The sequence below is a fragment of the Rhodococcus sp. P4_F3_2 genome (assembly GCF_056401335.1).
This window is the reverse complement of record NZ_JBFUJN010000030.1, coordinates 14,532-36,546: the sequence shown is the minus strand read 5'-3', so window position 1 is coordinate 36,546 and position 22,015 is coordinate 14,532. Positions and strand designations below refer to the sequence as shown.

25 protein-coding genes are annotated in these 22,015 nt (G+C 62.3%); 12 read left to right on the top strand and 13 right to left on the bottom strand.

Annotation, left to right across the window (positions count from 1 at the left end; all coding sequences use genetic code 11):
- Nucleotide 1: 1 nt before the first annotated feature.
- Nucleotides 2-1,540: a malate dehydrogenase (quinone) gene (gene mqo / locus AC1DWA_RS26015; RefSeq protein ID WP_020907417.1), complete on the bottom strand. Its 1,539-nt coding sequence runs from the start codon at nucleotides 1,538-1,540 to the stop codon at nucleotides 2-4.
- A gap of 146 nt (nucleotides 1,541-1,686) precedes the next feature.
- On the opposite strand from mqo, the gene AC1DWA_RS26010 reads away from it, so the two are divergent.
- Together AC1DWA_RS26010 and mtr are read left to right on the top strand one after the other, a co-directional pair.
- Nucleotides 1,687-2,736, top strand: a complete 1,050-nt coding sequence (locus AC1DWA_RS26010) for an alpha/beta hydrolase (protein WP_020907416.1) — start codon at nucleotides 1,687-1,689, stop codon at nucleotides 2,734-2,736.
- On the top strand, nucleotides 2,733-4,109 hold the full coding sequence (mtr, locus tag AC1DWA_RS26005; RefSeq protein ID WP_211916905.1) for a mycothione reductase: 1,377 nt from the start codon (nucleotides 2,733-2,735) through the stop codon (nucleotides 4,107-4,109). Before AC1DWA_RS26010 ends, mtr begins: the two co-directional genes overlap by 4 nt.
- A 77-nt stretch (nucleotides 4,110-4,186) precedes the next feature.
- Here the strand turns inward: mtr and AC1DWA_RS26000 are convergent, their stop codons facing one another.
- Both AC1DWA_RS26000 and AC1DWA_RS25995 read right to left on the bottom strand, forming a co-directional pair.
- Nucleotides 4,187-4,732, bottom strand: coding sequence for an alpha/beta fold hydrolase (locus AC1DWA_RS26000; RefSeq protein ID WP_003942671.1), 546 nt, complete (start codon nucleotides 4,730-4,732; stop codon nucleotides 4,187-4,189).
- A 224-nt stretch (nucleotides 4,733-4,956) separates the two neighbouring features.
- Nucleotides 4,957-5,610 (bottom strand): TetR/AcrR family transcriptional regulator, encoded by a 654-nt coding sequence (locus AC1DWA_RS25995; RefSeq protein ID WP_477845914.1) that lies wholly within the window; start codon nucleotides 5,608-5,610, stop codon nucleotides 4,957-4,959.
- 101 nt (nucleotides 5,611-5,711) lie between these two features.
- On the opposite strand from AC1DWA_RS25995, the gene AC1DWA_RS25990 reads away from it, so the two are divergent.
- Nucleotides 5,712-6,857, top strand: coding sequence for an Rv3169 family protein (locus AC1DWA_RS25990; protein ID WP_477845913.1), 1,146 nt, complete (start codon nucleotides 5,712-5,714; stop codon nucleotides 6,855-6,857).
- Nucleotides 6,850-7,881 (top strand): phosphotransferase family protein, encoded by a 1,032-nt coding sequence (locus AC1DWA_RS25985; RefSeq protein ID WP_477845912.1) that lies wholly within the window; start codon nucleotides 6,850-6,852, stop codon nucleotides 7,879-7,881. Before AC1DWA_RS25990 ends, AC1DWA_RS25985 begins: the two co-directional genes overlap by 8 nt.
- A 34-nt stretch (nucleotides 7,882-7,915) precedes the next feature.
- Here AC1DWA_RS25985 and AC1DWA_RS25980 read toward each other — a convergent pair whose 3' ends face one another.
- From AC1DWA_RS25980 to AC1DWA_RS25970, 3 genes are read right to left on the bottom strand one after another with little or no spacing between them, the layout of a single operon-like run.
- Nucleotides 7,916-8,722: an enoyl-CoA hydratase/isomerase family protein gene (locus tag AC1DWA_RS25980; RefSeq protein WP_477845911.1), complete on the bottom strand. Its 807-nt coding sequence runs from the start codon at nucleotides 8,720-8,722 to the stop codon at nucleotides 7,916-7,918.
- Complete coding sequence (locus AC1DWA_RS25975) at nucleotides 8,719-9,339, bottom strand: TetR/AcrR family transcriptional regulator (protein WP_477917208.1); 621 nt, start codon at nucleotides 9,337-9,339, stop codon at nucleotides 8,719-8,721. The genes AC1DWA_RS25980 and AC1DWA_RS25975 overlap by 4 nt, the downstream gene beginning before the upstream one ends.
- A gap of 45 nt (nucleotides 9,340-9,384) precedes the next feature.
- Nucleotides 9,385-9,846 carry a PPOX class F420-dependent oxidoreductase gene (locus tag AC1DWA_RS25970; RefSeq protein ID WP_099698180.1) on the bottom strand — a complete coding sequence of 154 codons (462 nt, stop codon included), beginning with the start codon at nucleotides 9,844-9,846 and terminating at the stop codon, nucleotides 9,385-9,387.
- Between the two features lie 121 nt (nucleotides 9,847-9,967).
- Between AC1DWA_RS25970 and AC1DWA_RS25965 the strand changes: the two genes are divergently transcribed.
- A complete protein-coding gene (locus tag AC1DWA_RS25965) occupies nucleotides 9,968-10,837 on the top strand; it encodes a PhzF family phenazine biosynthesis protein (RefSeq protein ID WP_230091136.1) in 870 nt (289 codons plus the stop codon).
- Nucleotides 10,838-10,925: 88 nt separating this feature from the next.
- On the top strand, nucleotides 10,926-11,351 hold the full coding sequence (locus AC1DWA_RS25960) for a DUF6069 family protein (protein ID WP_029255162.1): 426 nt from the start codon (nucleotides 10,926-10,928) through the stop codon (nucleotides 11,349-11,351).
- Here AC1DWA_RS25960 and AC1DWA_RS25955 read toward each other — a convergent pair.
- From AC1DWA_RS25955 to AC1DWA_RS25935, 5 genes are all read right to left on the bottom strand, one after another.
- Nucleotides 11,348-12,181: an ANTAR domain-containing protein gene (locus tag AC1DWA_RS25955; RefSeq protein ID WP_477845910.1), complete on the bottom strand. Its 834-nt coding sequence runs from the start codon at nucleotides 12,179-12,181 to the stop codon at nucleotides 11,348-11,350. The two genes, AC1DWA_RS25960 and AC1DWA_RS25955, sit on opposite strands and share 4 nt — an antisense overlap.
- Before the next feature lie 76 nt (nucleotides 12,182-12,257).
- On the bottom strand, nucleotides 12,258-12,827 hold the full coding sequence (locus AC1DWA_RS25950; protein ID WP_021333021.1) for an RNA polymerase sigma factor: 570 nt from the start codon (nucleotides 12,825-12,827) through the stop codon (nucleotides 12,258-12,260).
- Between the two features lie 84 nt (nucleotides 12,828-12,911).
- Nucleotides 12,912-14,423 (bottom strand): cobyric acid synthase, encoded by a 1,512-nt coding sequence (locus tag AC1DWA_RS25945; protein ID WP_477917205.1) that lies wholly within the window; start codon nucleotides 14,421-14,423, stop codon nucleotides 12,912-12,914.
- A gap of 8 nt (nucleotides 14,424-14,431) precedes the next feature.
- A complete protein-coding gene (gene map / locus AC1DWA_RS25940) occupies nucleotides 14,432-15,289 on the bottom strand; it encodes a type I methionyl aminopeptidase (protein ID WP_042951658.1) in 858 nt (285 codons plus the stop codon).
- A 29-nt stretch (nucleotides 15,290-15,318) separates the two neighbouring features.
- Complete coding sequence (locus tag AC1DWA_RS25935) at nucleotides 15,319-16,038, bottom strand: transglutaminase domain-containing protein (RefSeq protein ID WP_046378409.1); 720 nt, start codon at nucleotides 16,036-16,038, stop codon at nucleotides 15,319-15,321.
- A gap of 53 nt (nucleotides 16,039-16,091) precedes the next feature.
- On the opposite strand from AC1DWA_RS25935, the gene AC1DWA_RS25930 reads away from it, so the two are divergent.
- The 4 genes from AC1DWA_RS25930 (at nucleotide 16,092) to AC1DWA_RS25915 (ending at nucleotide 18,857) form a co-directional block, all read left to right on the top strand.
- The gene (locus AC1DWA_RS25930) at nucleotides 16,092-16,442 is read left to right on the top strand and encodes a DMT family transporter (protein ID WP_046379886.1); all 351 of its coding nucleotides are present in this window, start codon (nucleotides 16,092-16,094) and stop codon (nucleotides 16,440-16,442) included.
- The gene (locus AC1DWA_RS25925) at nucleotides 16,439-16,765 is read left to right on the top strand and encodes a DMT family transporter (RefSeq protein ID WP_019748027.1); all 327 of its coding nucleotides are present in this window, start codon (nucleotides 16,439-16,441) and stop codon (nucleotides 16,763-16,765) included. The genes AC1DWA_RS25930 and AC1DWA_RS25925 overlap by 4 nt, the downstream gene beginning before the upstream one ends.
- A gap of 54 nt (nucleotides 16,766-16,819) precedes the next feature.
- Nucleotides 16,820-17,638, top strand: a complete 819-nt coding sequence (locus tag AC1DWA_RS25920; RefSeq protein WP_020907402.1) for a helix-turn-helix transcriptional regulator — start codon at nucleotides 16,820-16,822, stop codon at nucleotides 17,636-17,638.
- A 142-nt stretch (nucleotides 17,639-17,780) separates the two neighbouring features.
- Complete coding sequence (locus AC1DWA_RS25915; RefSeq protein WP_020907401.1) at nucleotides 17,781-18,857, top strand: ABC transporter substrate-binding protein; 1,077 nt, start codon at nucleotides 17,781-17,783, stop codon at nucleotides 18,855-18,857.
- Between the two features lie 17 nt (nucleotides 18,858-18,874).
- Here the strand turns inward: AC1DWA_RS25915 and AC1DWA_RS25910 are convergent, their stop codons facing one another.
- The gene (locus AC1DWA_RS25910) at nucleotides 18,875-19,468 is read right to left on the bottom strand and encodes a GNAT family N-acetyltransferase (RefSeq protein WP_477917203.1); all 594 of its coding nucleotides are present in this window, start codon (nucleotides 19,466-19,468) and stop codon (nucleotides 18,875-18,877) included.
- Between the two features lie 162 nt (nucleotides 19,469-19,630).
- On the opposite strand from AC1DWA_RS25910, the gene AC1DWA_RS25905 reads away from it, so the two are divergent.
- Nucleotides 19,631-20,029 (top strand): DUF7144 family membrane protein, encoded by a 399-nt coding sequence (locus AC1DWA_RS25905; RefSeq protein WP_019748023.1) that lies wholly within the window; start codon nucleotides 19,631-19,633, stop codon nucleotides 20,027-20,029.
- A gap of 78 nt (nucleotides 20,030-20,107) precedes the next feature.
- Nucleotides 20,108-21,553 carry an ABC transporter ATP-binding protein gene (locus tag AC1DWA_RS25900; RefSeq protein WP_046379885.1) on the top strand — a complete coding sequence of 482 codons (1,446 nt, stop codon included), beginning with the start codon at nucleotides 20,108-20,110 and terminating at the stop codon, nucleotides 21,551-21,553.
- On the opposite strand, the gene AC1DWA_RS25895 is transcribed toward AC1DWA_RS25900, so the two are convergent.
- Entirely contained in the window at nucleotides 21,531-21,908 is a 378-nt protein-coding gene (locus AC1DWA_RS25895) for an SHOCT domain-containing protein (RefSeq protein WP_020969370.1), read from the bottom strand. The two genes, AC1DWA_RS25900 and AC1DWA_RS25895, sit on opposite strands and share 23 nt — an antisense overlap.
- Between the last annotated feature and the right edge of the window lie 107 nt (nucleotides 21,909-22,015).

Genomic DNA, 22,015 nt, shown 5'->3' with positions numbered 1-22,015 from the left:
ATCACACAGTCGCGACGGTATCCGCGACCGGAGCCGATTCGGAAGCACCAGCGGAATCGAGCTCGAGAACCTTCGAGGACCAATCCCAGACCTGGTTGAACAGGCCTTCGTTGTCGGTGAGTTTGACGCCGATGGACGGAACCATCTCGCGAAGCTTGCCCTTCCAACCCTGGAACTCGGTCGGGAAGCAGCGCTCGAGTACGTCCAGCATCGCCGGGACGGCCGTGGACGCACCGGGCGAAGCGCCGAGCAGGCCGGCGATGGAGCCGTCCTCAGCGGCGACCACAGCGGTACCGAATTCGAGGACGCCGCCCTTGCCCTTGGCACGGCGGATCACCTGGACGCGCTGGCCCGCGGTGATGAGCTCCCAGTCCTGAGCCTGCGCCTTGGGCGCGAATTCACGCAGATCCCAGATGCGACCGGCTTCGTTCTTGGCGAGTTCGCTGACCAGGTACTTGACCAGGCCGAGCTCGCTGACGCCGACGCCGAGCATCGAGAGGATGTTGTTCGGCTTGACCGAGCCGGGCAGGTCCGTGACGCGACCCTGCTTGAGGAACTTCGGCGACCATCCGGCGTACGGGCCGAACAGCAGACCCGGCTTGTTGCCGATGACACGGGTGTCGAGGTGCGGCACCGACATGGGCGGGGCGCCGACGGCAGCCTTGCCGTAAACCTTGGCGCTGTGCTGGTCGATGAGTTCGGGGTTGGTGCATCGCAGGAAAGCACCGCTGACCGGGAAGCCACCGAAGCCCTTGGCTTCCTTGATGCCGGACTTCTGCAGCAGGTGCAGGGCGCCGCCACCAGCACCGACGAACACGAAGCGCGAGCGAACGGTGCGCTTTTCGCCGGTGCGACGGTTGGTGACCTTGACGGTCCAGGACTTGTCCGAGTTCTGGGTCAGGTTGGTGACCTCGTGGCCGAAGTACATCTTGCCGCCGGTCTTACCGATGTAGCCGATGAGCTGCTTGGTGAGCGCTCCGAAATCGACGTCGGTGCCGTCCTGGCTCCAGTTCAGGGCGATGGGATCGGAGAAGTCGCGTCCCTTGGCCATGAGCGGCAAACGCTCGCTGAACTCGGCCGGATCGTCGATGTACTCCATGCCGCGGAAGAGCGTGTGGCCGGCAAGTGCGTCGTAGCGAGCACGCAGGTACTTGGCGTTGGCCTCACCGTGAACGAAGCTCACGTGTGGGATGGGGTTGATGAATTCCTTGGGCTGAGTCAGGACGCCCTGCTCGACCGCGTGTGCCCAGAACTGGCGGGACACCTGGAACTGCTCGTTGACGTTGACGGCCTTCTTGATGTCGACCGTGCCGTCGGAGTTCTCCGGGGTGTAATTGAGCTCACACAGGGCGGAGTGACCGGTTCCCGCGTTGTTCCAGGGGTCGCTGCTCTCGGCTGCGACGGCATCGAGCCGCTCGAAGGTCGAGATCGACCAATCGGGCTGCAGCTGGCGCAGCAATGCACCCAGCGTGGCGCTCATGATGCCTGCGCCCACGAGCACTACATCCGTCTTCGTCTCTACCGCGTTCTGATTCGACACTGGAGAATCGACTTCCTTGTCATTAGCCGTGCGCGCATCCGCCTGCTGTGTTACGCCGAATAGGTTACCCGTGCGTACTCGCGCGGTTCACCACCCCCAATTGTGCTCTACAACGCGCACCCGAAACGACGATTAGATTGTGATTTGTGACTACTTGGGTTCCAGACGTCCTCGGTGACGGATATCAGCAGCTGACGATCCCGCTCGGAACGGATCCGGACGGCGAAGGCGAGGTGGACGCAACACTGGTCCGCTACCAACCGCGGAAGGAGGCGGTGAAGACACGTCGTGCCGTCTTGTACGTGCACGGATTCACCGATTACTTCTTCCAGAAGCACCTGGCCGAGCATTTTGCCGAGCAGGGCTACGCATTCTTCGCACTCGACTTGCGCAAGTGCGGGCGATCCCTCAAGCCGGGACACACGGCGCACTACGTCTCCGACCTTGCGCTCTACGACGCCGAACTGAACGAGGCGCTGCGCATCGTCCGCAGCGAGACCGACGGGAGCGAGGTGCTGCTCATGGCGCACTCGACCGGCGGTCTGATCGTCCCGCTGTGGCTGAACCGTTTGCAGCGCAAGCCCGGTGGCAGCGACGGCGCCGGAATCTGCGGGCTGGTGCTCAACAGTCCCTGGTTCGATCTTCAGGGCCCCTCGGTGGTGCGTAACGTGGGAACCACCGCGATCGACGCCCTCGGACGGGTATCGGCGAAGACGGTGATTCCGGGAACCGGACTACCGACTTACGGTTCCAGCCTTCATGTTTCGGCAAACGGAGTGTGGGACTACAACCTCGACTGGAAGCCGCTGGCCGGCTGCCCCGTCACCTTCGGCTGGATGCGGGCCGTCCGAGCGGGTCACGCGAAACTTCACCGCGGCCTCGATATCGGAGTGCCCGCGCTGATTCTGCGCTCGAAGAAGTCGCAGTTCGCCAAGGCGTACAACCCGAGCGTCGACCTCGCCGATTCCGTTCTCGACGTCAAGCAGATCGCACGCTGGGCGGGTTGCCTCGGCGATCGCACCACCATCGTCCCGATCGACGGCGCCCGTCACGACGTGTTTCTTTCGACCGAGAAGCCCTTGGCCACAGCCTTTTCCGAACTCGACCTGTGGCTGGAGTGGCTCGACGGCCACCTCACTCCGGCCGCAGAAAGTTCGGCAAGCACAGCAAGCAACACACAGGAGATCGCGCAGTGACGCACTACGACCTTGCAATCATCGGCAGCGGATCCGGAAACTCGCTGCCCGACGAGCGGTTCGACGGCAAGAAGATCGCAATCCTCGAAGAGGGCACCTTCGGCGGAACGTGTCTCAATGTCGGGTGTATCCCGACCAAGATGTTCGTCTACGCCGCCGAGGTGGCACGCACCATCACCACTGCCGAGAAGTACGGCGTCGACGCCACGCTCGACGGCGTCCGTTGGTCCGACATCGTCAAGCGCGTCTTCGGCCGCATCGATCCCATTTCCGCAGGTGGTGAGCGGTACCGCAGCGAAGACAGTCCCAACACCACCGTCTACCGCGGCCACGCCACGTTCACCGGAGACAAGACGATCGACACCGGAACCGGCGAGACGATCACCGCCGACCAGGTGGTCATCGCTGCCGGTTCGCGTCCGATCATCCCGGAAGAGATCGCGTCGAGCGGTGTGAAGTACTACACCAACGAAGACATCATGCGACTGCCCGAACTTCCCGAGCACCTGGTGATCGTCGGCTCCGGATTCATCGCCACCGAGTTCGCACACGTGTTCTCCGCGTTGGGTTCTCGCGTCTCGATCATCGGTCGCAGCCAGAGACTGCTGCGGCACCTCGACGACGAGATCTCCGAGCGCTTCACCGAGTTGGCCGAACAGAAGTGGGACGTCCATCTGGGCTCCCCCCTCACGTCGGTACGCGGCGACGGCGACAAAATTGCCGTCGAACTGGCAAACGGCACAGTCGTTTCCGGTGACGTCCTTCTCGTAGCAGTGGGCCGCCAGCCCAACGGCGATCTACTCGGTCTCGACAAGGCCGGCGTCGAACTCGACGACAAGGGCTCGATCGTGGTCGACGAATACCAACGCACCACCGCCGAGGGCGTCTTCGCACTCGGTGACGTCTCGTCGCCGTACCAGCTCAAGCACGTCGCCAACCATGAAGCGCGCGTTGTTCAGCACAACCTGCTTCAGGACGCTTGGAAGGACACGTCCGAGCTTCGCAGCACCGATCACCGCTTCGTGCCGGCAGCCGTGTTCACCGACCCGCAGATCGCCGACGTCGGAATGACGGAGAAGCAGGCTCGCGACGCCGGACTCGACATCACCGTCAAGGTGCAGGCATACGGCGACGTCGCGTACGGCTGGGCGATGGAGGATCAGGAGGGCATCTGCAAGGTGATCGCCGAGCGCGGCACCGGACGCATCCTCGGTGCCCACGTCATGGGCACTCAGGCTCCGACCGTCATCCAGCCCCTCATCCAGGCGATGAGCTTCGGTTTGTCAGCTCAGGACATGGCGCGTGGCCAGTACTGGATCCACCCGGCCCTGGCCGAAGTGGTCGAGAACGCGCTGCTCGGCCTCGACATCTGAGCCCCGCAGCCCTAATGACGCCGAAAAGGCGGGCACTCCGCACAGTGGGAGTGCCCGCCTTTTCGTAGGTCAGAGTTTCACCAGGGGCTGGTACGCAGCACGATCTCGGTTGCGAGTTCGGCCGGTGCCGACTTGACGACGTCGTCGACACCCGGAAGTTCCGTCACGCGGAAGTCGGAGTACACGAAACGACCGCTGGCGTCGGCGATGGCCCGACCTCCACTGCCCACGACTACGGTGGTCGGAACCTCGACCGGCGGTACGCCGGCAATATCGCTGGCCGACGGATGTCCACGGTCCACGGCGATCAAACTCGCGAAGCGGCCGAACTGACGTGCAGCCAACAGCCACGCGAGATCGGCGCCCTCCCGGTGACCGACCAGGTTCACCCAGGCGATGTTCAACTCGTCCAGAAGTACCACTGCCGAGGTCTCGTCGAGATTCTCGATCGATTCCACCGCGACGGTCCGCAGATCCGAATGATGCAGTCGCTCACACACATCGTCGTACAAGTCGACGGGGTCGCCCTTGCCGGGGAGCAGGAGTACCGCATGCTTGCTGACCGGCCCGTCGATCCGAACGGTGCACGAACCACTGCCCACCGCAACTCGAGTCAATTCCATGTCTGGAAACGGTACGCGATCCACACTGTGGAGGACCCTGGAGTCGACAGAAGTATGACCACTCATACATTCTCACCACCGCCGGCGAGTCCGATTTGTTCGCTCTGCACCGCCTCTCCCCTGAGCGAAAGTGGCTTTCGGCGCATCTGAGGCGACGGACGTACCGTTCGCTCGAGTGGGGGGTGGGCGAAGCGCCGAGCGCCTGACCGGAGGAAGCGCCTCGGTCAGCCCCTCATTGCCGGCTGATCTCGGTGCCGGCTGATCTCGGTTCCCGTCGACGTAACCAGCAGAACCAGTGCGTCCGCAGTGCGCGCGCAGAACGCGTCACCGTCGGCGAGGCCACTCGTGAGGCCCCGCACGATGGTGGTTGCAACGAGAATGTCGAAGGCCACATCGGCGGTCGACACGATTTCCGTGTCGGACCGCTCGGGAAATTCGACACGCACGCGCTCGGCGAGCGCGAGCCGGGCCGGGTCTTCCGATCTCCGAACCAGTTGTTCGTAGGCGCCGTCTTCTTGATGGTAGGCCGACAGCAGGCCGGGAATCGCCGCGCGCGTTGCCGGTTCGGCAACTCTCGCGAGGAACCATCTCGTCCAGGCCTGCATGTCGTCACGCAAATTCGACGTGGTCACCGGTAGCGCCGCATCCTGCATTCCGAAGACCGCATCCTCGATGATGGATTCCTTGGTCGCCCAGCGCCGATAGATTGCCGCGGTGCCCAGTTCGGCCCTTCGCGCGATGGCTGTGATCGTGGTCTTCTGGTAACCCTGCTCCGCCAGTAACTCGCGGGCGGCGGTGAGGATGGCGTCGTCCACCTGCGGATCTCGAGGGCGCCCCACTCCGACGGTGCCGATACGTCGATCTTTGCGTTCGTCCACAACTGCGGACAGTACCCGACCGGTTTCGCGAAAACTATTACGTTGCGTAGCGCTCCGTAATAGATTGTGAACACCCCACTCCGTCGACACAAGGACCGACTGTGATCACACCGCACGACGAACTACTCATTCATCAACTCCCGACGACACTCGACCACGTCTCCCAAAGTGACCTGCGCTGGACCGAACGCATCGTGATGTACGGCTTCGACAAAACGGGCGAGATCAGCATCATGACGGGACTGGCCAAATACCCGAACCGCAACGTCCTCGACGCCTACGCGATGGTGACGCGCAAGGGTGAGGAAGCCCGCGTGGTGCGCCTGTCCACCGAGTTGAACCCTCAGACCGGAGGACTGGCAGCGTGGAGTGTGGGGCCGTACACCTATGAAATCGTCGAACCACTCCGCCAGGTACGTTCCACGGTCGACGCAAACGAACACGGATTGAGCCTGCAACTCGACTTCCACGGCGACTTCCCGGTGTACGAGCAGACGGCAGCGTTCCATCGCACGCGCGGCCGCGTTCGCGAAGACGCCCGACGCTTCTACCAGAACGGCACCGTCACGGGTTGGATCGAAATCGACGGCACCCGCATCGACATCGATCCCGACAACTGGTGGTTCGGCCGCGATCACTCGTGGGGCGTACGACACGGCGGTGGCGGCGGCAGTCTGTCCGAGGGCGCGAACCTGCAGCCGTCCGAGGTTCCGGACGGAGTCCTCTATTACATGGGGATATTCCAATTCGACGACGAGGTAGTGCATTTCGCGCAGCGCGAAACCAGTACCGGCGCGCGCTGGCAGTTCGAGGGCGAGGTCCTCTTCCCGATCGGTTCCGGCAAGGACGCGCTACCGATCATCGACGTGGAACACGACCTGAAATTCCGTGACGACATGCGGGTGGTCGAATCCGGCACTTTCACCGTGCACCGAGCGGACCGGACCACCGACGTGATCGAGGTGAATCCGGTGTGCGATTTCTGGCCCGGACTGGCCGGTTACGACGAGTACCGGGGGTACGCCTCCGGCATGTACCGCGGCAAGGACTTCAGCGACAGCTTCACCGTCGACATCACGAACCTCGACGAAATCCGGCAGGTGAGCATGCTCAGCGAGACGCTGTGCGAGGTCCGCATGGGAGACAAAGTCGGATACGGGCTCGTGGAAATGGTCTTCATGGGCGTGAATCCCCGCTACGGGTACACCGATTGGAGCAACACACGGACAGGTACGAACAATGACTGACCGAACAGCCGCAGAAGACATCGCACCCGCCCTTGAACCACTTGTCCGGGAGCACATTCCGGGTACTCGAGGCGCCAAGATCGTCAACTTCAAGCGCACCGAACGCGGATTCTCGACGGAGACATACCTGTTCGACCTCGATGGCGCCACTGGCGAGTCGAGTGGTTTTGTTTTCCGGCGTCCACCGGAGGTTTCGCTGTTCCCCGACTACGATCTCCGCCGCCAGTTCCTCGTGACACAAAGGCTCGCGAAGTCCGACCTCGCAGTCCCCCACGTTCGGTGGATCGACAGCGGTGACAACCCACTCGGCAGCCCCTACTACGTCATGGACCGCATCGGTAATGCCGAGGCGCCCAGCGACTTTCCGTCATATCACAGTGCCGGGACATACTTCGAAGCCGATGAGGCAGGCCGAGCGAAGATGTGGTGGGGATGCGTCGAGACGATTGCGCAGATTCATCGCTTGGACCCGGACAAGCTCGAACTCGGATTCCTCTCCTACCCCCAGTTCGGCACCCATCCGGTCGAACAGGCGGTGAACTACCTCGACTGGGCCGTTCGTTGGGCATCGCCGGACCTACCGCCGATATTCGACAAAGCACTGGCCTGGCTGAGGGAGAACATCTACCAACCCGAACACGTGACACTGTGCTGGGGCGATGCCCGGATGTCGAACATCCTCTACGGCCCGGACCAGTCGATCGCCGGGGTTCTCGATTGGGAGATGGCGTACCTCGGCGATCACGAGGCCGACCTCGCCTGGCTGTTGTTTCTCGATTGGGCGTGTAGCGAATTCGAGGGACACACACCTTTGCCAGGCACTCCCAGCCGAGAAGAGACCATTGCCCGCTACGAGGAACTGACCGGCTGGAGGGTCGAGAACCTTTTGTTCAACGAGGTACTCGCTGCGGTTCTGCTCGCTGTTCCGCTCCTGCGCCTGTCCACGCACCTCCAACTCGGCGAACATACGGATATCACCGCGTTCTGCAAACATCGTCTCGAACAGTTGCTGCTAGACGCGTAGTCGTCCGCGTGTGATTCTCCGCAAGGCTCCCGAATCATTCCGACGGGATTTCCTGCCACTCGGCGGACAAGCGCGAAACCCACACAGGCGTGCGCCGTTCCATGAATGCACGAACACCTTCCGCCGCGTCCGGCTTCCCCATGACGCGTAGATGCAGGTCCGTTTCGATGGCCGCCACCGTCTCCGGTCGACAGCTGCTGCTCTGGCTCTGCCAGAGCAGTCGCTTCGAGAGTGCCACCGACATCGGTGCAGTGTTCGTCGCAATGTCTCGGGCGATCACCAACGCCGCCGAAAGCACTTCGTCAGCGGGCAGGCAACGGCTACCCAACCCGAGCGCGATTGCCTCGGCTCCGTCGAACGTCCTTCCAGTCAAAAGGATGTCGGCGGCCACAGCCATTCCGGCGATGCGCGGAACCGTCCAATGCGCCATCGCATCCGGCAACACACCGAGGCGAACCTGCGGAATTGCATACTTGGCGTCAGCTGCAAAGATTCTGATATCGGCCTGCATCGCGATGGTGAGGCCGATTCCGATCGCATGTCCGTTCACCGCTGCGATGACCGGCTTTCGCAACTCGAACGCCGGCGGATCCACCGGTGATGACGAAAACTCCTCGCCGTCAGGTGAATCGAAGGTGCCGGCGCCGTCGCCAAGATCTGCACCCGCGCAGAATGCTGGTGGCGCACCGGTCAGCACGATCACGCGAACGGAATCGTCTTCGTCGAGCTTTCGGTACGCCTGCCCCAATTCTCGACCCATGTGCTTGTTGAAGGCATTCCGTTTGTCAGGCCTGTCGAGGGTCACGACGGCAACGCCGCCGTCCACCGAAACCGAGATCATTGCCCCACCGCTTCCGTCCCGACGGCGTCGGCCGGATGCGCAGCCAGGACGTACAGAGATCGTGCGAGGGCATCTACAAAGCCGTCCTGACCCTCGAGCCCACGGGTCAGCCCCTGCATTGTCGTCGTTCCGGCCAGCAGATCGWACAAGAACATCGCATCTGCACCTGCCGRGATCTCACCACGCCTCACCGCGTCGTCCAGCAGATCCTGAAACGCTGCACGAACCGGCGCACCGATAGCCAACAGACGTTGTCGCGCCTCTGCCGTCCGCGAATCGGCAAGCAGGCCAGGAACTCCGGCCCGCGCCGCGGGGCGGGCAGCGCGGACCAGGAAGATGTGCACCCACGTCGTCAGATCCACCCGCAAATCACCGGTCGACCGAGGCAATGGATGTCCGCCCGGTCCATGCACTGCTTCTTCGATCAGGGCTTCCCGTGACGACCAGCGACGGTAGATGGCCGGCGTATTGACACCGGCAGTCCTGGCAATCGCCGAAATGGTCGTCTGCTGATACCCGACTTCGGCCAGCAGTGTGCGAGCTGCAAGCAGCACAGCCTCGTCCTTGCCTGGGTCGCGCGGTCGTCCGATACGGGCGGGAGACTCGGTTTTCACCATTACATATTAACTCGTAACGTTATCTCCTACCTGAACGAACGCAGTTCAGGTGCCGGACGGCTTGGGGAGCCTCGTCATTCCGTAGACGTGATCAGCGCGCACCGTGAGGATCTGTCGACGCTCCGCAACCATTGCTTCGCGGTACTCCTCCCAATCAGGATGCTCCTGGCCGCTGATGTCCCGGTACAGCTCGACCAGTGCGTCAGACACTTCGTCGTGAGGATCGGCCGCGACGGGTGTCACCACGGCAAGTCCTTCGATCACGGCGTAGCTCCAGAAGTCGGGCGCGCTGACGTGGAGGGAAACCTGCGGATCGCGGATCGCATTTTTACTCTTGGCGCGATCGGCTGTGATGGACACGGAAGCCGTCTTCGACTCGACGTCCCAGCGGTAAATGATGTTGGACAACTGTGGGCGGCCGTCACGCTTGACGGTTGCCAGCACGCCTTGTTTTCCCTGGGCCACGAGTGCGAACAACGCTTCGGCGGTGTCTGTGTCATTGCTCATATCTGCACCAACGACGCCGTGCGGCCGGTTTGTTCCGGAGGCAGTCCAGTTCGAAGATCGCGGACCGCAATCGCGCGATGTCTCTTCCCCCGATGGACGACAGCGGACAAAGATGGTCGGCATGGCAACTTCTCACGACATCCTCCGACTGACTGCGTTCAGTTCGGATCCGGCCGGCGGTAATCCCGCCGGCGTGCTGCTCGACGCCCGCGGGCTCGACGACCCCGAATTACAATCCGTTGCAGCCGAAGTCGGGTATGCCGAGACGGCGTTCCTCATCGAACCGGAACTCGGAGGCAACCCGCGCCACAGCCGGATCCGGTACTTCTCCCCTATCGCCGAAGTACCGTTCTGCGGTCATGCCACTATTGCGACGGCCATCGCTCTCACCGAGCGAGACGGCGACGGAACCTTCACATTCGAAACACCGATCGGACCGGTATCCATCGACACGGCGACCGACGAGGACGGAAGGTCGACCGCGACCTTCACCAGCGTCGAACCGTCGGTCTCGCCGATCGATCACGCCGTGCTGACAGCGCTGCTCGGGCTCATCGGCGTCGATTCGTCTGCGCTCGACGCGCGGTATCCCGCAATGCTTTCGTACGCCGGCAACACTCACCCGATCGTCGTACTTCGTGATCAGTCGACATTCGACGAGTTCACCTTCGATCCATCCGCAATGCGAATTCTGATGGACGCGCAGGGGTGGGCCGGCACGGTGACAATCCTGCACCCCCTCGACGACAACACCTTCGAAGCCCGAAATCTGTTTCCGGTGGGAAACATCGTCGAGGATCCTGCAACCGGGTCCGCAGCGGCGTCGACCGGCGGTTACCTGCGCAAACTCGAACCCGCGGCCACTCCGCGGCGGATCACCATCCACCAGGGCCGACACGTCGGGCGTCCCAGTGTGCTCGAGGTCGACATCCCAGTCGACGGCGGTATCTCGGTCACCGGCACCGCAGTGCCCGTCGTCGACGGGCAATAGTCAACCTCAGCGATGAGTTTCTGCCCGCCGGCGGGTCTATTCACCAGAGCGACGTCACAAGACCATCGCATCGAGCCGGGAGAACACCATGTCTGCAATCACGTCAACCGCACACAACCTCCACGTCACCAAGCCACGTGCCGTACTCGGCGCCACGGTAATTGCTCTCGTCGTCAATCTGATCCTGTGGTTGATCGGCCTCGCATTGGGCGGATCCTTCGAGATGACAGATCAGGGAAAGCCGGCGAGCGTCGCGCCTGGTGGGGTCATCACATTGACGGTGGTGCCACTGCTGGTCGGTTTGTCGGTCGCAATGTTGATCTCACTGAAGTGGGAGCCGATCATCCGCATCGCCCAGATCGTGGGTGCAGTCGTGGCGCTCGGCACCATCGCTTTGACCATTGCCGCAGACTTCGACGCCGCCAGCACGGTCATGCTCGCGCTGATGCACGTGGTTGTCGCCGCGGGCGTCGTCGTCGCGCTCGAGGCTGTACGTCGGTCCCCCTCGAACTAGACAGCGGTAGGCGGCGCCGAATACGTCTCGACGATCTCGGCTGCCACGTCGCGCAACCGGGTATTCGTCGTCTGAGACTGCTTGCGCAGCATGTGAAATGCGGTGTCGGCGTCGATCCGATGGATGGCCATCAGCATGCCTTTGGCCTGTTCGATCGGCGCCCGGGTCTCGAGCGCACGTTGCAAGGCATCAGCCACCGCCTTGGCGGACTTGAAACGAGAGAAGTCGCCGATCGCGCGTGAGACCGTTGTCGTGAGAATCTCCATGACATCCGCGTCGACGCGGTCGAATGCCGCTGAGTCGCGTCCGTACAGGTTGAACGAACCCAGTCGCTGATCCGGCGTGAAGAGCGGCGCCGCGAGAAAGGACTTGATCCCTTCGTCCTTCGCCGCCGCCGCGAACCGCGGCCAGCGTTCCGCGCTGGTCTCGGCATCGACGACAACGGTTTCACCGCTTCGAGCGGCATGCAGACATGGTCCGTCGCCGGCGTCGTATTGCTCGATGTCGACACGCAGAGTCCGCGAATCGGTATGAACGGCGGTGTAGGTCTGCCCGGCCAGATCGATGGTGACGCCGATGCTGTCGGCGCCCTCGATGGCGTCGTTCGCGATTTCGACGGCGCGCTGGAGCAAAACCACGAGTTCGTCCTCGTCGCCGATACTTCCTCCGAGCGCTGCCAGCAACTCCCGGACCGCGCTTGCAGTCAGCCGAGTTTCCGCAGCCTCGACGGCGACGTCAGCACCCGTTGCCGTCGCATCGTCCGGCATTACCGACGGCACCGAATCCTCGGTTCTCGGGTCGAAGCCTCTGGGGTCGAAAGCGGTATCCACGACGAAGCATTCTTCCAGCTACCCGGGCCGTCAGGAGAGTGAGTTCGGTGACAGAACCCGGCAAACCGCCGAGTCGTCATCGCCATCGGTCGAGCGCGAGACCCAGATTCCGCCTCGCGCGAGTGTGTTGGCCGCGCACCGCGTCCGGACTCAGTTCCAGGACAACTGCGATCTGTGGATACGTCATGCCCTCCACTTCCCGCAAGACCCAGGCGGCGCGCTGACGCAGCGGTAGACGATCGAGTTCGGCTTCAAGGGCGTCGAGAAATGCTGTGCCGCATACTTCCTCGCTCGGATCGCGCAATCGAGTATCGACTTCGTCCCGAAGTCCGTCGACATCGGCGGCGCAGGAGCCGACTTTTCGATGGACATCCGAGATCTTGCGAGAACAGATCGCGAACAACCAGGTCTTGATGCTCGAGCGCCGCTGAAACCCCGGAAGTTGGCGCCAGGCGGCAACGCAGGTTTCCTGGACGATGTCGTCGACGTCACTCTCACTGGTGACGAGTCGACGGGCAAATCGATACAAGTGCGGGCCGTATCGGCGAACGATGACGTCGAAGGCCGCATGATCGCCGAGCATTGCCGAGTCGACCAGCACCTCGTCACTGAAGTCGGTAAGCAAGCCGTCGAATTGATCTGTCACCGCGCACACTCCTACTAGGGAGCCGTCGCGGGAGTGAGGCCTGGCTATTCTACCGCGTGCACGCCGACGCCCGCGGGAGCGCTCTCAGGCTTCGAGTGCGGAGGCAATGACGGGAAGCCCGACAGGCGCCCCACCGTTGATCAGTTTCTCGAGTAGATCCTGATCGAGGTGCTGCTCGACGAGATCAGCGAGAAGGTCGAGTTGTTGTTCTCGCACCGCGGCAACCGAGGTGTCGGGTGCAGCAACAAAACCGGGAACCGCGATCTCACGCAGCAGGCTGCGCCGAAAGTCGTCACTCTCCAGGAGACCATGCCAGTGTGTCCCTCGAACAGACCCTCGCACACTGCCTTCCGGCACACCGCTCGAGTCCGCCAGCAATGGGCGGTCCCCGTTGCGCACGACGCGTCCGTGATGAATCTCGTACCCTGACACCGAGATACCGTCGGCGGAACCGGTTACCTGCGCCAGCACTTTGTCCGGAGCKAATTCGATGTCGAGGTCCAGCAGACCGAGTCCTGCGGTGATCCCTGATCCTGATTCGACGTCATCGACGATGGAGTTACCCAGCATCTGGTATCCGCCGCAGACTCCCAGCACTGCCTGCCCGCGGCCCGCTCGGGCGATGATCTCGTCAGCCAGGCCGGTACTACGCAACCACTCGAGGTCACTCACGGTGGACTTACTACCGGGAATCACCACGAGGTCTGCGTCGCGGATCCGCGACGGATCGGTCACCCACGAAACTGCCACGCCCGGTTCACATGCCAGCGCCTCGACATCCGTCGAGTTGGAGATGCGCGGGAGCCGGACCGCAGCAACGGTGAGCCAAGCCGAACCGACGGGTGGGCCAGGGCGCCCTACCGGGGCGTTGCCGGTGACGCCAAGCGAATCCTCGGCGTCGAGCCAAAGATCGTCGGCAAACGGGATCACTCCGAGAGTGGGTCGACCGGTGAGGCTGCGCAGTTGATCCAGTCCGGGTTCCAACAGTGCAACGTCACCGCGGAATTTGTTGATCACAAATCCCGCGATCAATGCCTGGTCGCTCGGCGAGAGCACAGCAACGGTCCCGAACAGATGGGCCAGGACGCCGCCGCGATCGATGTCACCGACGACGACGACCGGAATCTGCGCAGCCTCAGCCAATCCCATGTTGGCAAGATCCGTTGCGCGCAAGTTGATTTCGGCCGGTGAACCGGCGCCTTCACAGATCACGACGTCGAACTCGGATCGAAGCGATTCGAGATCTTCGGCCACGACGGCGCGAAGCCACTGCCGATGCTGCATGTAATCGCGAGCACCCACCGTGGTCATCGCCTTGCCCCGAACGACCAGTTGCGAAGTGCGATCACTCCCCGGCTTGAGCAGCACGGGATTGAATCGAACACTCGGCTCCAGACCGCATGCCCGCGCCTGAAGTGCCTGCGCACGGCCGATCTCTCCGCCGTCCAGCGTGACCACGGAGTTGTTCGACATGTTCTGCGCCTTGAACGGCGCCACTCGGACGCCTCGACGCGCCAACATGCGACACAATCCGGCTACCAGAACGCTCTTGCCTGCGTCGGAAGTAGTGCCGGCTACCAGCAGAGCGCCGCGCATCGCCGAACTCAAGGCAGGGTGAGAATCTCTGCACCGGTCTCGGTGACCACCAAGGTGTGCTCGAACTGCGCCGTCCACTTACGGTCCTTGGTGACGACGGTCCAGCCGTCCTCCCAGATCTCGTAGTCGATACCACCGAGGTTGATCATCGGTTCGATCGTGAAGACCATGCCCGGTTCGATGATCGTCTCGACCGCGGGCTCGTCGTAGTGCAGGATCACGAGGCCGTTGTGGAAGGTCTCGCCGATTCCGTGTCCGGTGAAGTCCCGGACGACGCCGTACCCGAACCGATGGGCGTAGGACTCGATGACGCGTCCGATCACGTTGAGCGCGCGGCCGGGCTTGACGGCTTTGACGGCCCGCATCGTTGCCTCGTGTGTGCGCTCGACGAGCAAGCGGTTCTCTTCGGACACGTCACCGGCGAGGAACGTCGCATTGGTGTCCCCGTGCACTCCGTTGATGTATGCGGTGACGTCGATATTGACGATGTCTCCGTCCTGGATCACGGTCGAGTCGGGGATTCCGTGGCAGATCACCTCGTTGAGAGACGTGCAGCACGACTTGGGAAAGCTCTTGTAGCCCAACGTCGACGGGTATGCGCCGTGGTCGAGCATGAACTCGTGTGCGATGCGGTCGAGCTCGTCGGTCGTGACACCGGGAGCGACAGCCTTGCCGGCTTCCTGCAGCGCGCCGGCAGCGATCTTGCTGGCGATGCGCATCGCCTCGATCGTCTCCGGCGTCTGAACCCAGGGCTCGTTGCCCTCTTTGGCGGTCGGCTTCCACGCGTACTCGGGCCGCTCGATCTTCGAGGGCACAGCGAGGACGGGAGAGACGGTTCCAGGGACCAATGGGGTACGCACAGACATGCAGAACAGCCTAGACCTCGCGTCGCGCGTCAGCCGGATGCACTCCAGTTCCGGAAAACCGGATCGACGAGAATTCTGATGGGGGTCGACATCGTCTGTCCGAATTCCTCGAAGAGCTTGTCGCGAGATTCGAAGGTGCCCAGATCACGGTCGACGAATTCGGAGAAGTCCAAGCAATCGCACGAAATTGATTTGCCCCAACTGATCGGAGCGCGTCCGATCGCGTCGAACAGTGTCTCCTCGCCGGTATTCGTGAACGGTTCGAGCGCTGAGACCACCGCAGGTGAAACGATCTCGGAGATGTCCTGCCAGCGCCCGTCGACCAGAAATTCCGGCCACGCCAGCAGCACTGACTTCGGAATCACCGCATGTAGACGCCGAAATCTCGGGTACCAGAACTCCCCACGAAGTACGAGACCGCGAACTCGGGTGGCGATACCTCGGCGGCGAGCCAACGCTTCGACGATAGCCAGTCTCTGACTGCATGATCCGCGTCCTCGGCTCAATGTCACCGAGACGGGTTGCCGGTCGTCGAGGCCGTACACCGGCCGAATATTTGCAGCGACGCTGCGATGCGCCGACACCAGGAACTCCTGCGCCGACTGGATCGCACCTTCTGCAATGTCCTCGTAGAGGCGAGCCACGTCATCGTGGCCCCAGTCGAGAATCGGCGTCGCGGTTATATCGCCACCGGACACATCGTGGCGGATGTCACCTTCGCGGATTCCGCCGAGCAGCACGCACGTCATGTCTCGACCGTAGTGCGCGACCGGAATCGGTGGAGCCTGACAGAATCCGAACCGTGAAGAAATGGCTGCTGTTGATCACCGCGATCCTGACCGAGGTGTCTGCGACTCTGGCTCTGCGCGCGGCCCTCGATCACCCCGCCTGGTACGTCGTGGTCGTCGGCGGATATCTCGCAGCATTCACCGCGTTGTCGTTCGTCCTGCGGGAGGGCATGGGACTCGGTGTTGCATACGGAATCTGGGGCGCAACCGGAGTTGTCCTGACCGCGGTGTTCGCGACTTTCCTTTTCGGCGACCCCCTGACAGCCACCATGGGCGTCGGCATTGCCCTGGTCATCGGCGGAGTCCTCTGCGTTGAACTCGGTTCCCAGGTTGCTGCCGACAGCGGGCCGGCGGACCCGGCATGACCTTCGTATTTCTGATCGCTGCAATTATTTCCGAGGTCACCGCGACGTTGTCACTACGGATGGCGTCGCAGGACGGCAGCGACAAACGATGGCTCGCGGTTGTCACCGTGGGGTACCTCGCCGCTTTCGCTTTCCTCACGCTCGCACTCGACGCGGGCCTGACGATCGGCGTTGCGTACGGCATCTGGACTGCTTGCGGGGTGGCGCTGACGGCAATCGCATCCCGCATTCTCTTTCGCGAACCGCTGACCAAGCTCATGATCGTGGGGATCGGCCTTATCGCGGCAGGCGTGCTTCTCATCGAACTCGGTGCGGGCCACTGAGCCCAGCAAACAGGGTGTAAGGTTTACCTAACTTTGCTTTGGAGGTAGTCCGCGGTGCCGATCCCTGCCCTTCGTGAAATCGACGGTGGCCTCCACCTGTCGGATTCCGACCGCCACACTCCGATGGCGCGCGCCGTCCCGGCGCCGTTCCAACTGACGACGTACATCGTCGAGACCGACCACATCACCCAGTGGCCACAGCACGCTCATGCCGAGCACGAACTCATCTGGTCCGACCGCGGCGTCGTCAACATGATCATCGACAATCAACTCTGGACCGTCACGCCCGGCGTCGGCCTGTGGATCCCTCGCGGGGTCCTCCACGAAGGTCAAGCCAATCCCCACGTCGCATTCCGCGCCACTCTCTTCACCCCCGAGTTGTGGACTCCCACCTGGAACGAACCGTGCATCGTGACCTTGAGTGAGGCAGCCCGGGTACTGCTGATACACCTCGCCCATACCGGAATGCCTGCAGAACAACGCCTTCGGGCACAGCAGGTCTGTGTCGATCTCCTCACCCCGGCATCGGCACCTCACTTCGACGTACCGATCCCCCGCGATCCCCGGCTTCGACAACTCGTCGACAAAGTGTTGTCGGATCCCGCCGACGATCGGTCACTCGACCAGTGGGCGCACGTTCTCAACCTCAGCCGACGCACGGTCACCCGGATTTTTGCCGCGGAACTTGCGCTCAGTTTTGCGCAATGGCGCACTCTGGTTCGCATGAGCACAGCACTGGGCATGCTCGGGACCGGGATGAGTGTGAACGCCGTCAGCCGTCGAGTCGGCTACGGGACGTCGAGCTCGTTCATCGCTGCTTTTCGTAAGACGGTCGGCTACACCCCTGGCAATGCGCTCGCCGCTGTCAACTGACTCGAGCCTGACCTGTTGTCGACATCTGCTGGCCCCTTCGCTACACGCACGCGCCCTACATTCACTTAGGTAAGCCTGCTCTCATGTGCTTACCGCACTGAGTCGTGCAAGCACTTCCCCGATCAATCCCGAGGAGTTTCGCGTGTTCAGATCTGCCCGTCAGAGAATTCGTCCCCAACGGAAGAGGCGAATTGTCGTTGCGCTGATGGTGGCGGCCGCACTGCCTCTGACCGCCTGCACGCAGTCGTCATCGGACGCCCAGGAAAATAGTTCGTCGGCATCTGCTGTCGAGGACGGCGCATACCCCGTCACGATCGAGCACGCATTCGGCGGCACCACCATCGACAAGGAACCGACCAGGATCCTCACCCTCGATTCCGCAGCGGCCGACACTGTCATCGCCCTTGGCGTCACTCCGATTGCAATGCAGAAGGACTCGTGGGCCGGCGACGCCGACGGCTTCCTCCCGTGGACGCGCGCGGAACTCGAGAAGTCGGGCCAGCCGCTGCCCACACCGGCGCCGTACTACTCCGACAGCGGTGAGCTTCTGTTCGAGCAAATCCTCAATGCCGCACCCGACCTGATTCTGGCCCCGTACTCCGGTTTCTCCGAGCAGGACTATCAGCGCCTGAGCTCGATCGCCCCGACACTCCCCTACGACACCAAGCCGTACCAGCCGAGTTCGTGGCAAAACCTCGCCACCGATGTCGGCAAGGCCTTGGGGCGCCCGGCCCAGACCGCGGATTTGATCAAGTCCGTCGAAAAGACGGTGGAAGAGTCGAAGACCAGCCATCCTGAATTCAATGGAGTCACGTTCGCCTTCGGGTCCTACATCCGCGAAGGCGAAACCGAGACCGCCATCTACGGCCCGGACGATCCGCGCGTGAAGTTCGTCGAAAACCTCGGGCTCACAGTTGCTCCCGACGTGGTCAACGGTGCCAAGAACTTTGCAGGCGACTCGTTCCTGTTCGGCATCAGCATGGAAAAGCTCGACACGATAAACACCGACGTATATCTCGGATGGGCAAGCGATCAGTCGGAAGTCGACAGCACGTTGGCCAACACCCTGTTCGCACGGTGGCCGGTTATCGCCAACGGGAAGGACTTGTGGATCACCGACAATCGCCTGACAGCCGCCACCATGTACGTCAGCGTTTTGAGCGTTCCATGGGCAACTGACGAGCTGGTCCCCCAGTTGACCGAACTGGTTGCGAAGTAGCAGCTCGGCCGTCCTGATCAGAGACTTGTAGGCCACTCACTGCGCAGCGTTGCAAAAACCACAGTGTCGGTCCACTCGTTCTTGATCCACGCGTTCTGCCGAAAATGCGCCTCTCGCCGCAACCCGATTCGCCGCGCGAGTCGCGCCGAGGATTCGTTTCTCGCATCCATCTGCGCGACCACGCGGCGCAATCGGGGTGTCGCGAAGACCAGGTCGATCAGAGCGGTCACAGCTTCCGTCGCGAACCCTCGGCCGCCGACGTCGGGCGAGAATGCCCACCCGACTTCGGCGGTGCGCTCGGTGTCGACAGCGTCCCCTGATTCGTCGACTAGCCATGCACTCACGCTTCCGACAACCCGGCCCTCGTATCCGACAACAAGAGCCACCGCGCCCGCTGCCAGGTCGCGGCGAGACATTCTGGTCTGCACTGCCTCTCGCGCATCGTCCGGGCTCCAGGGTTCGTTGAACAAATACCGGCACACGTCGCTACGCCCGTAGAAGGTGAGAAGGTCCTGATGATCGCCGGGACGGTAGGTACGAAGCACCAGTCGATCCGTCCGAATTGTTACCGGCGCAGTCGTCGGCGTCATGCCTGCGTCCTCCACATCCATGCCGTCACGGTAGATCCTCTCGGATTCGTGGGCGAGCGAATATCGCGAGGATATTCAGCGCTCAATGTTTGATTTGCCCCGTGGCGGGATACTTCACCACCGTAAATAGTCGCAATACGGAGTTACGCCAGGCAATTTCGCACTTGATACCAAGGGGCGGTCATGGCCGAGGAATCACTGGTCAAGCAAGGTGTGGCAAAAGGAAGCGCGCTGGGCGGAGCCGTTCTTCTCGTCACCGTCGGCGTGCTCGAAATTCTCCAAGGCATCTCGGCGATATCCAAAGACGATGTGACCGTCGTCGGCCCTGAATACGCGTACCAATTCGACCTCACCTCCTGGGGATGGATTCACCTCGTACTCGGCGTGCTCGTCACCGCTGTCGGAATCATGCTCTTCACCGGCGCGACGTGGGCACGGGTAGGCGCGATAATCTTCTGTTCGCTGTCGATCCTCGCGAATTTCCTGTGGCTACCCCACTCTCCGTGGTGGTCGATCACCATCATCGCGCTCGACGTATTCGTCATCTGGGCTGTCGCGACATGGAATCCCGACGTGATCTGAGGTCTCGACTCCGGATCCACCCATCGAATTCAGCGTTTTCATCTGTGCGGCAGCAGTTTCCCTCCGGAGAGGAACATGATGGCAAACGGCACGAACGACGGCCCACTCCAGGAGGACGAACGTGCCGAACTATCCAGGTTGCGGCAAGAGGTTGCAACGCTCCGCGAGCAGACTCCCAGCGCCCGCGAAACGACCGTCGAGCAAGTCTCCCGGCCACCTCGACACGGACTGCGGTGGACTGCCGTGGCGATACTGCTGGTGTTGGTCGCGCTCCTTGCCGTCTTGTCCGTGACCACCCGCTTCACCCGTAGTCAGATACTCGACACGGACCGCTACGTCAGTACGGTCGCGCCACTGGGCGAGAACCCCGCCGTTCAGGCCGAGATCACGAATCAGATCACCGACGAGATCTTCGATCGTGTCGACGTCGAGGGGCTCACCACCGACGCACTCACCGCACTGACCGACGTGTCGAATCTTGCGGCCAACGCGCCGCGTCTGGATCAAGCCGTAGTGGGGTTGGCACCGGTGATCGCCGGCCAGGCAAAGAGCTTTGTTCATGACACGGTGGGCTCGCTCGTTCGGTCACAACAGTTCGAGGACTTGTGGATTCAAGCGAACCGATCGGCGCACAACGCACTGGTCTCGGTCATGACCGGAGATTACGGCCCCAATTCCGTCGAAGTCGATCAGAGCGGAACCGTCAGCATTTCGCTCAGTACGATCATCGACAGGGTCAAAGCAGCTTTGATCGACCGCGGCTTCGCCTTCGCAGACAAAATCCCCTCCGTGGACAAGGAATTTGTTCTCTTCCAGTCCCCCGAGCTGGTGAAGGCTCAGCGAGCCGTCTCGGCACTCGACAAGGTCTCAGCGGTGCTGCCGTGGTTGGGAATCGCTTGCGCGGCAGCCGCTGTCGCCGTTGCGCCAACCGGTCGCAGGCTCCGCGCACTGTCCCTGGTCGGCCTGTCGATTGCGTTGGGAATGCTGGTTCTCGCGATCGGAATTCTCATCGGACGCGCAATCTACCTCGACAGTGTGCCCACCGATATCCTCTCGCCAGACGCCGCGACTGCCGTCATCGACACAGTTCTGGTACCACTGCGCACGAGCCTGCGAGCGGTCGCGGTCCTCGGCGTGGTGATAGGGCTCGGGGCCTACCTGGTCGGTGGGTCGTCGTCGGCGATCGCCGTTCGACGAGGCTACGGGCAGGCATTGGACTTCGTCCGGCATTCTTCAAGCGGCCGTACGCCGAATCAGGTGGAGCGGTGGGCCAATCAGCTTCGTGTTCCGCTGCGCTGCGCCATCATCGGCATCGCCGCACTGTTGCTGCTCTTCTGGCGCTACCCCACCGGTCTGGTCGTGGGTTGGATCGTCATCATTGCGCTGGTTGCACTCGTAGCTCTCGAAGTGCTGGTTCGTCCCGCACGCGCCGCCGCGCAGGACGCCCGGCCTGACGACGCCGGAACCGACGACGCCAGGCCTGGGGCAGAAGATACAAAAACTACGCCAGCGCCTTTGCCTTGATTGCCTGGAATTCCTCTTCGTTGATCGCGCCGGAGTCGAGAAGCTCTCTGGCGTCGGCAATCTGCTGAGTCGGAGACCTGCCGGCGACGGTTCGAATGTAGTCACTCTGCGCGTGTATGTGCTGTTGAGCGGCCTCCATCGACCGCCGAGTCATTCCGTCATTCTTGACAACCACGTAGATCATCGCCGACAAGAATGGAATGACGAAGAGGAAAATCATCCACAACGCCTTGGCCCAACCCGAAGTCTCGTGATCACGGAACAAGTCGGTGATGATCGAGAACAACACGCTCAAATACGCCACAAAGGCAAAGCAGACGAAGATGAACCAGAAGAATTCCCAGAAACCTTCCATGTCAACGCTCCCTGTACTCGGTTTACACATAAGGAGTTCGGGAGGCTGACATTCCGCGCCTGAAATCTGCAGTCGGCCAAAACTCCCTGGTCCAAGGTCATTTCAGT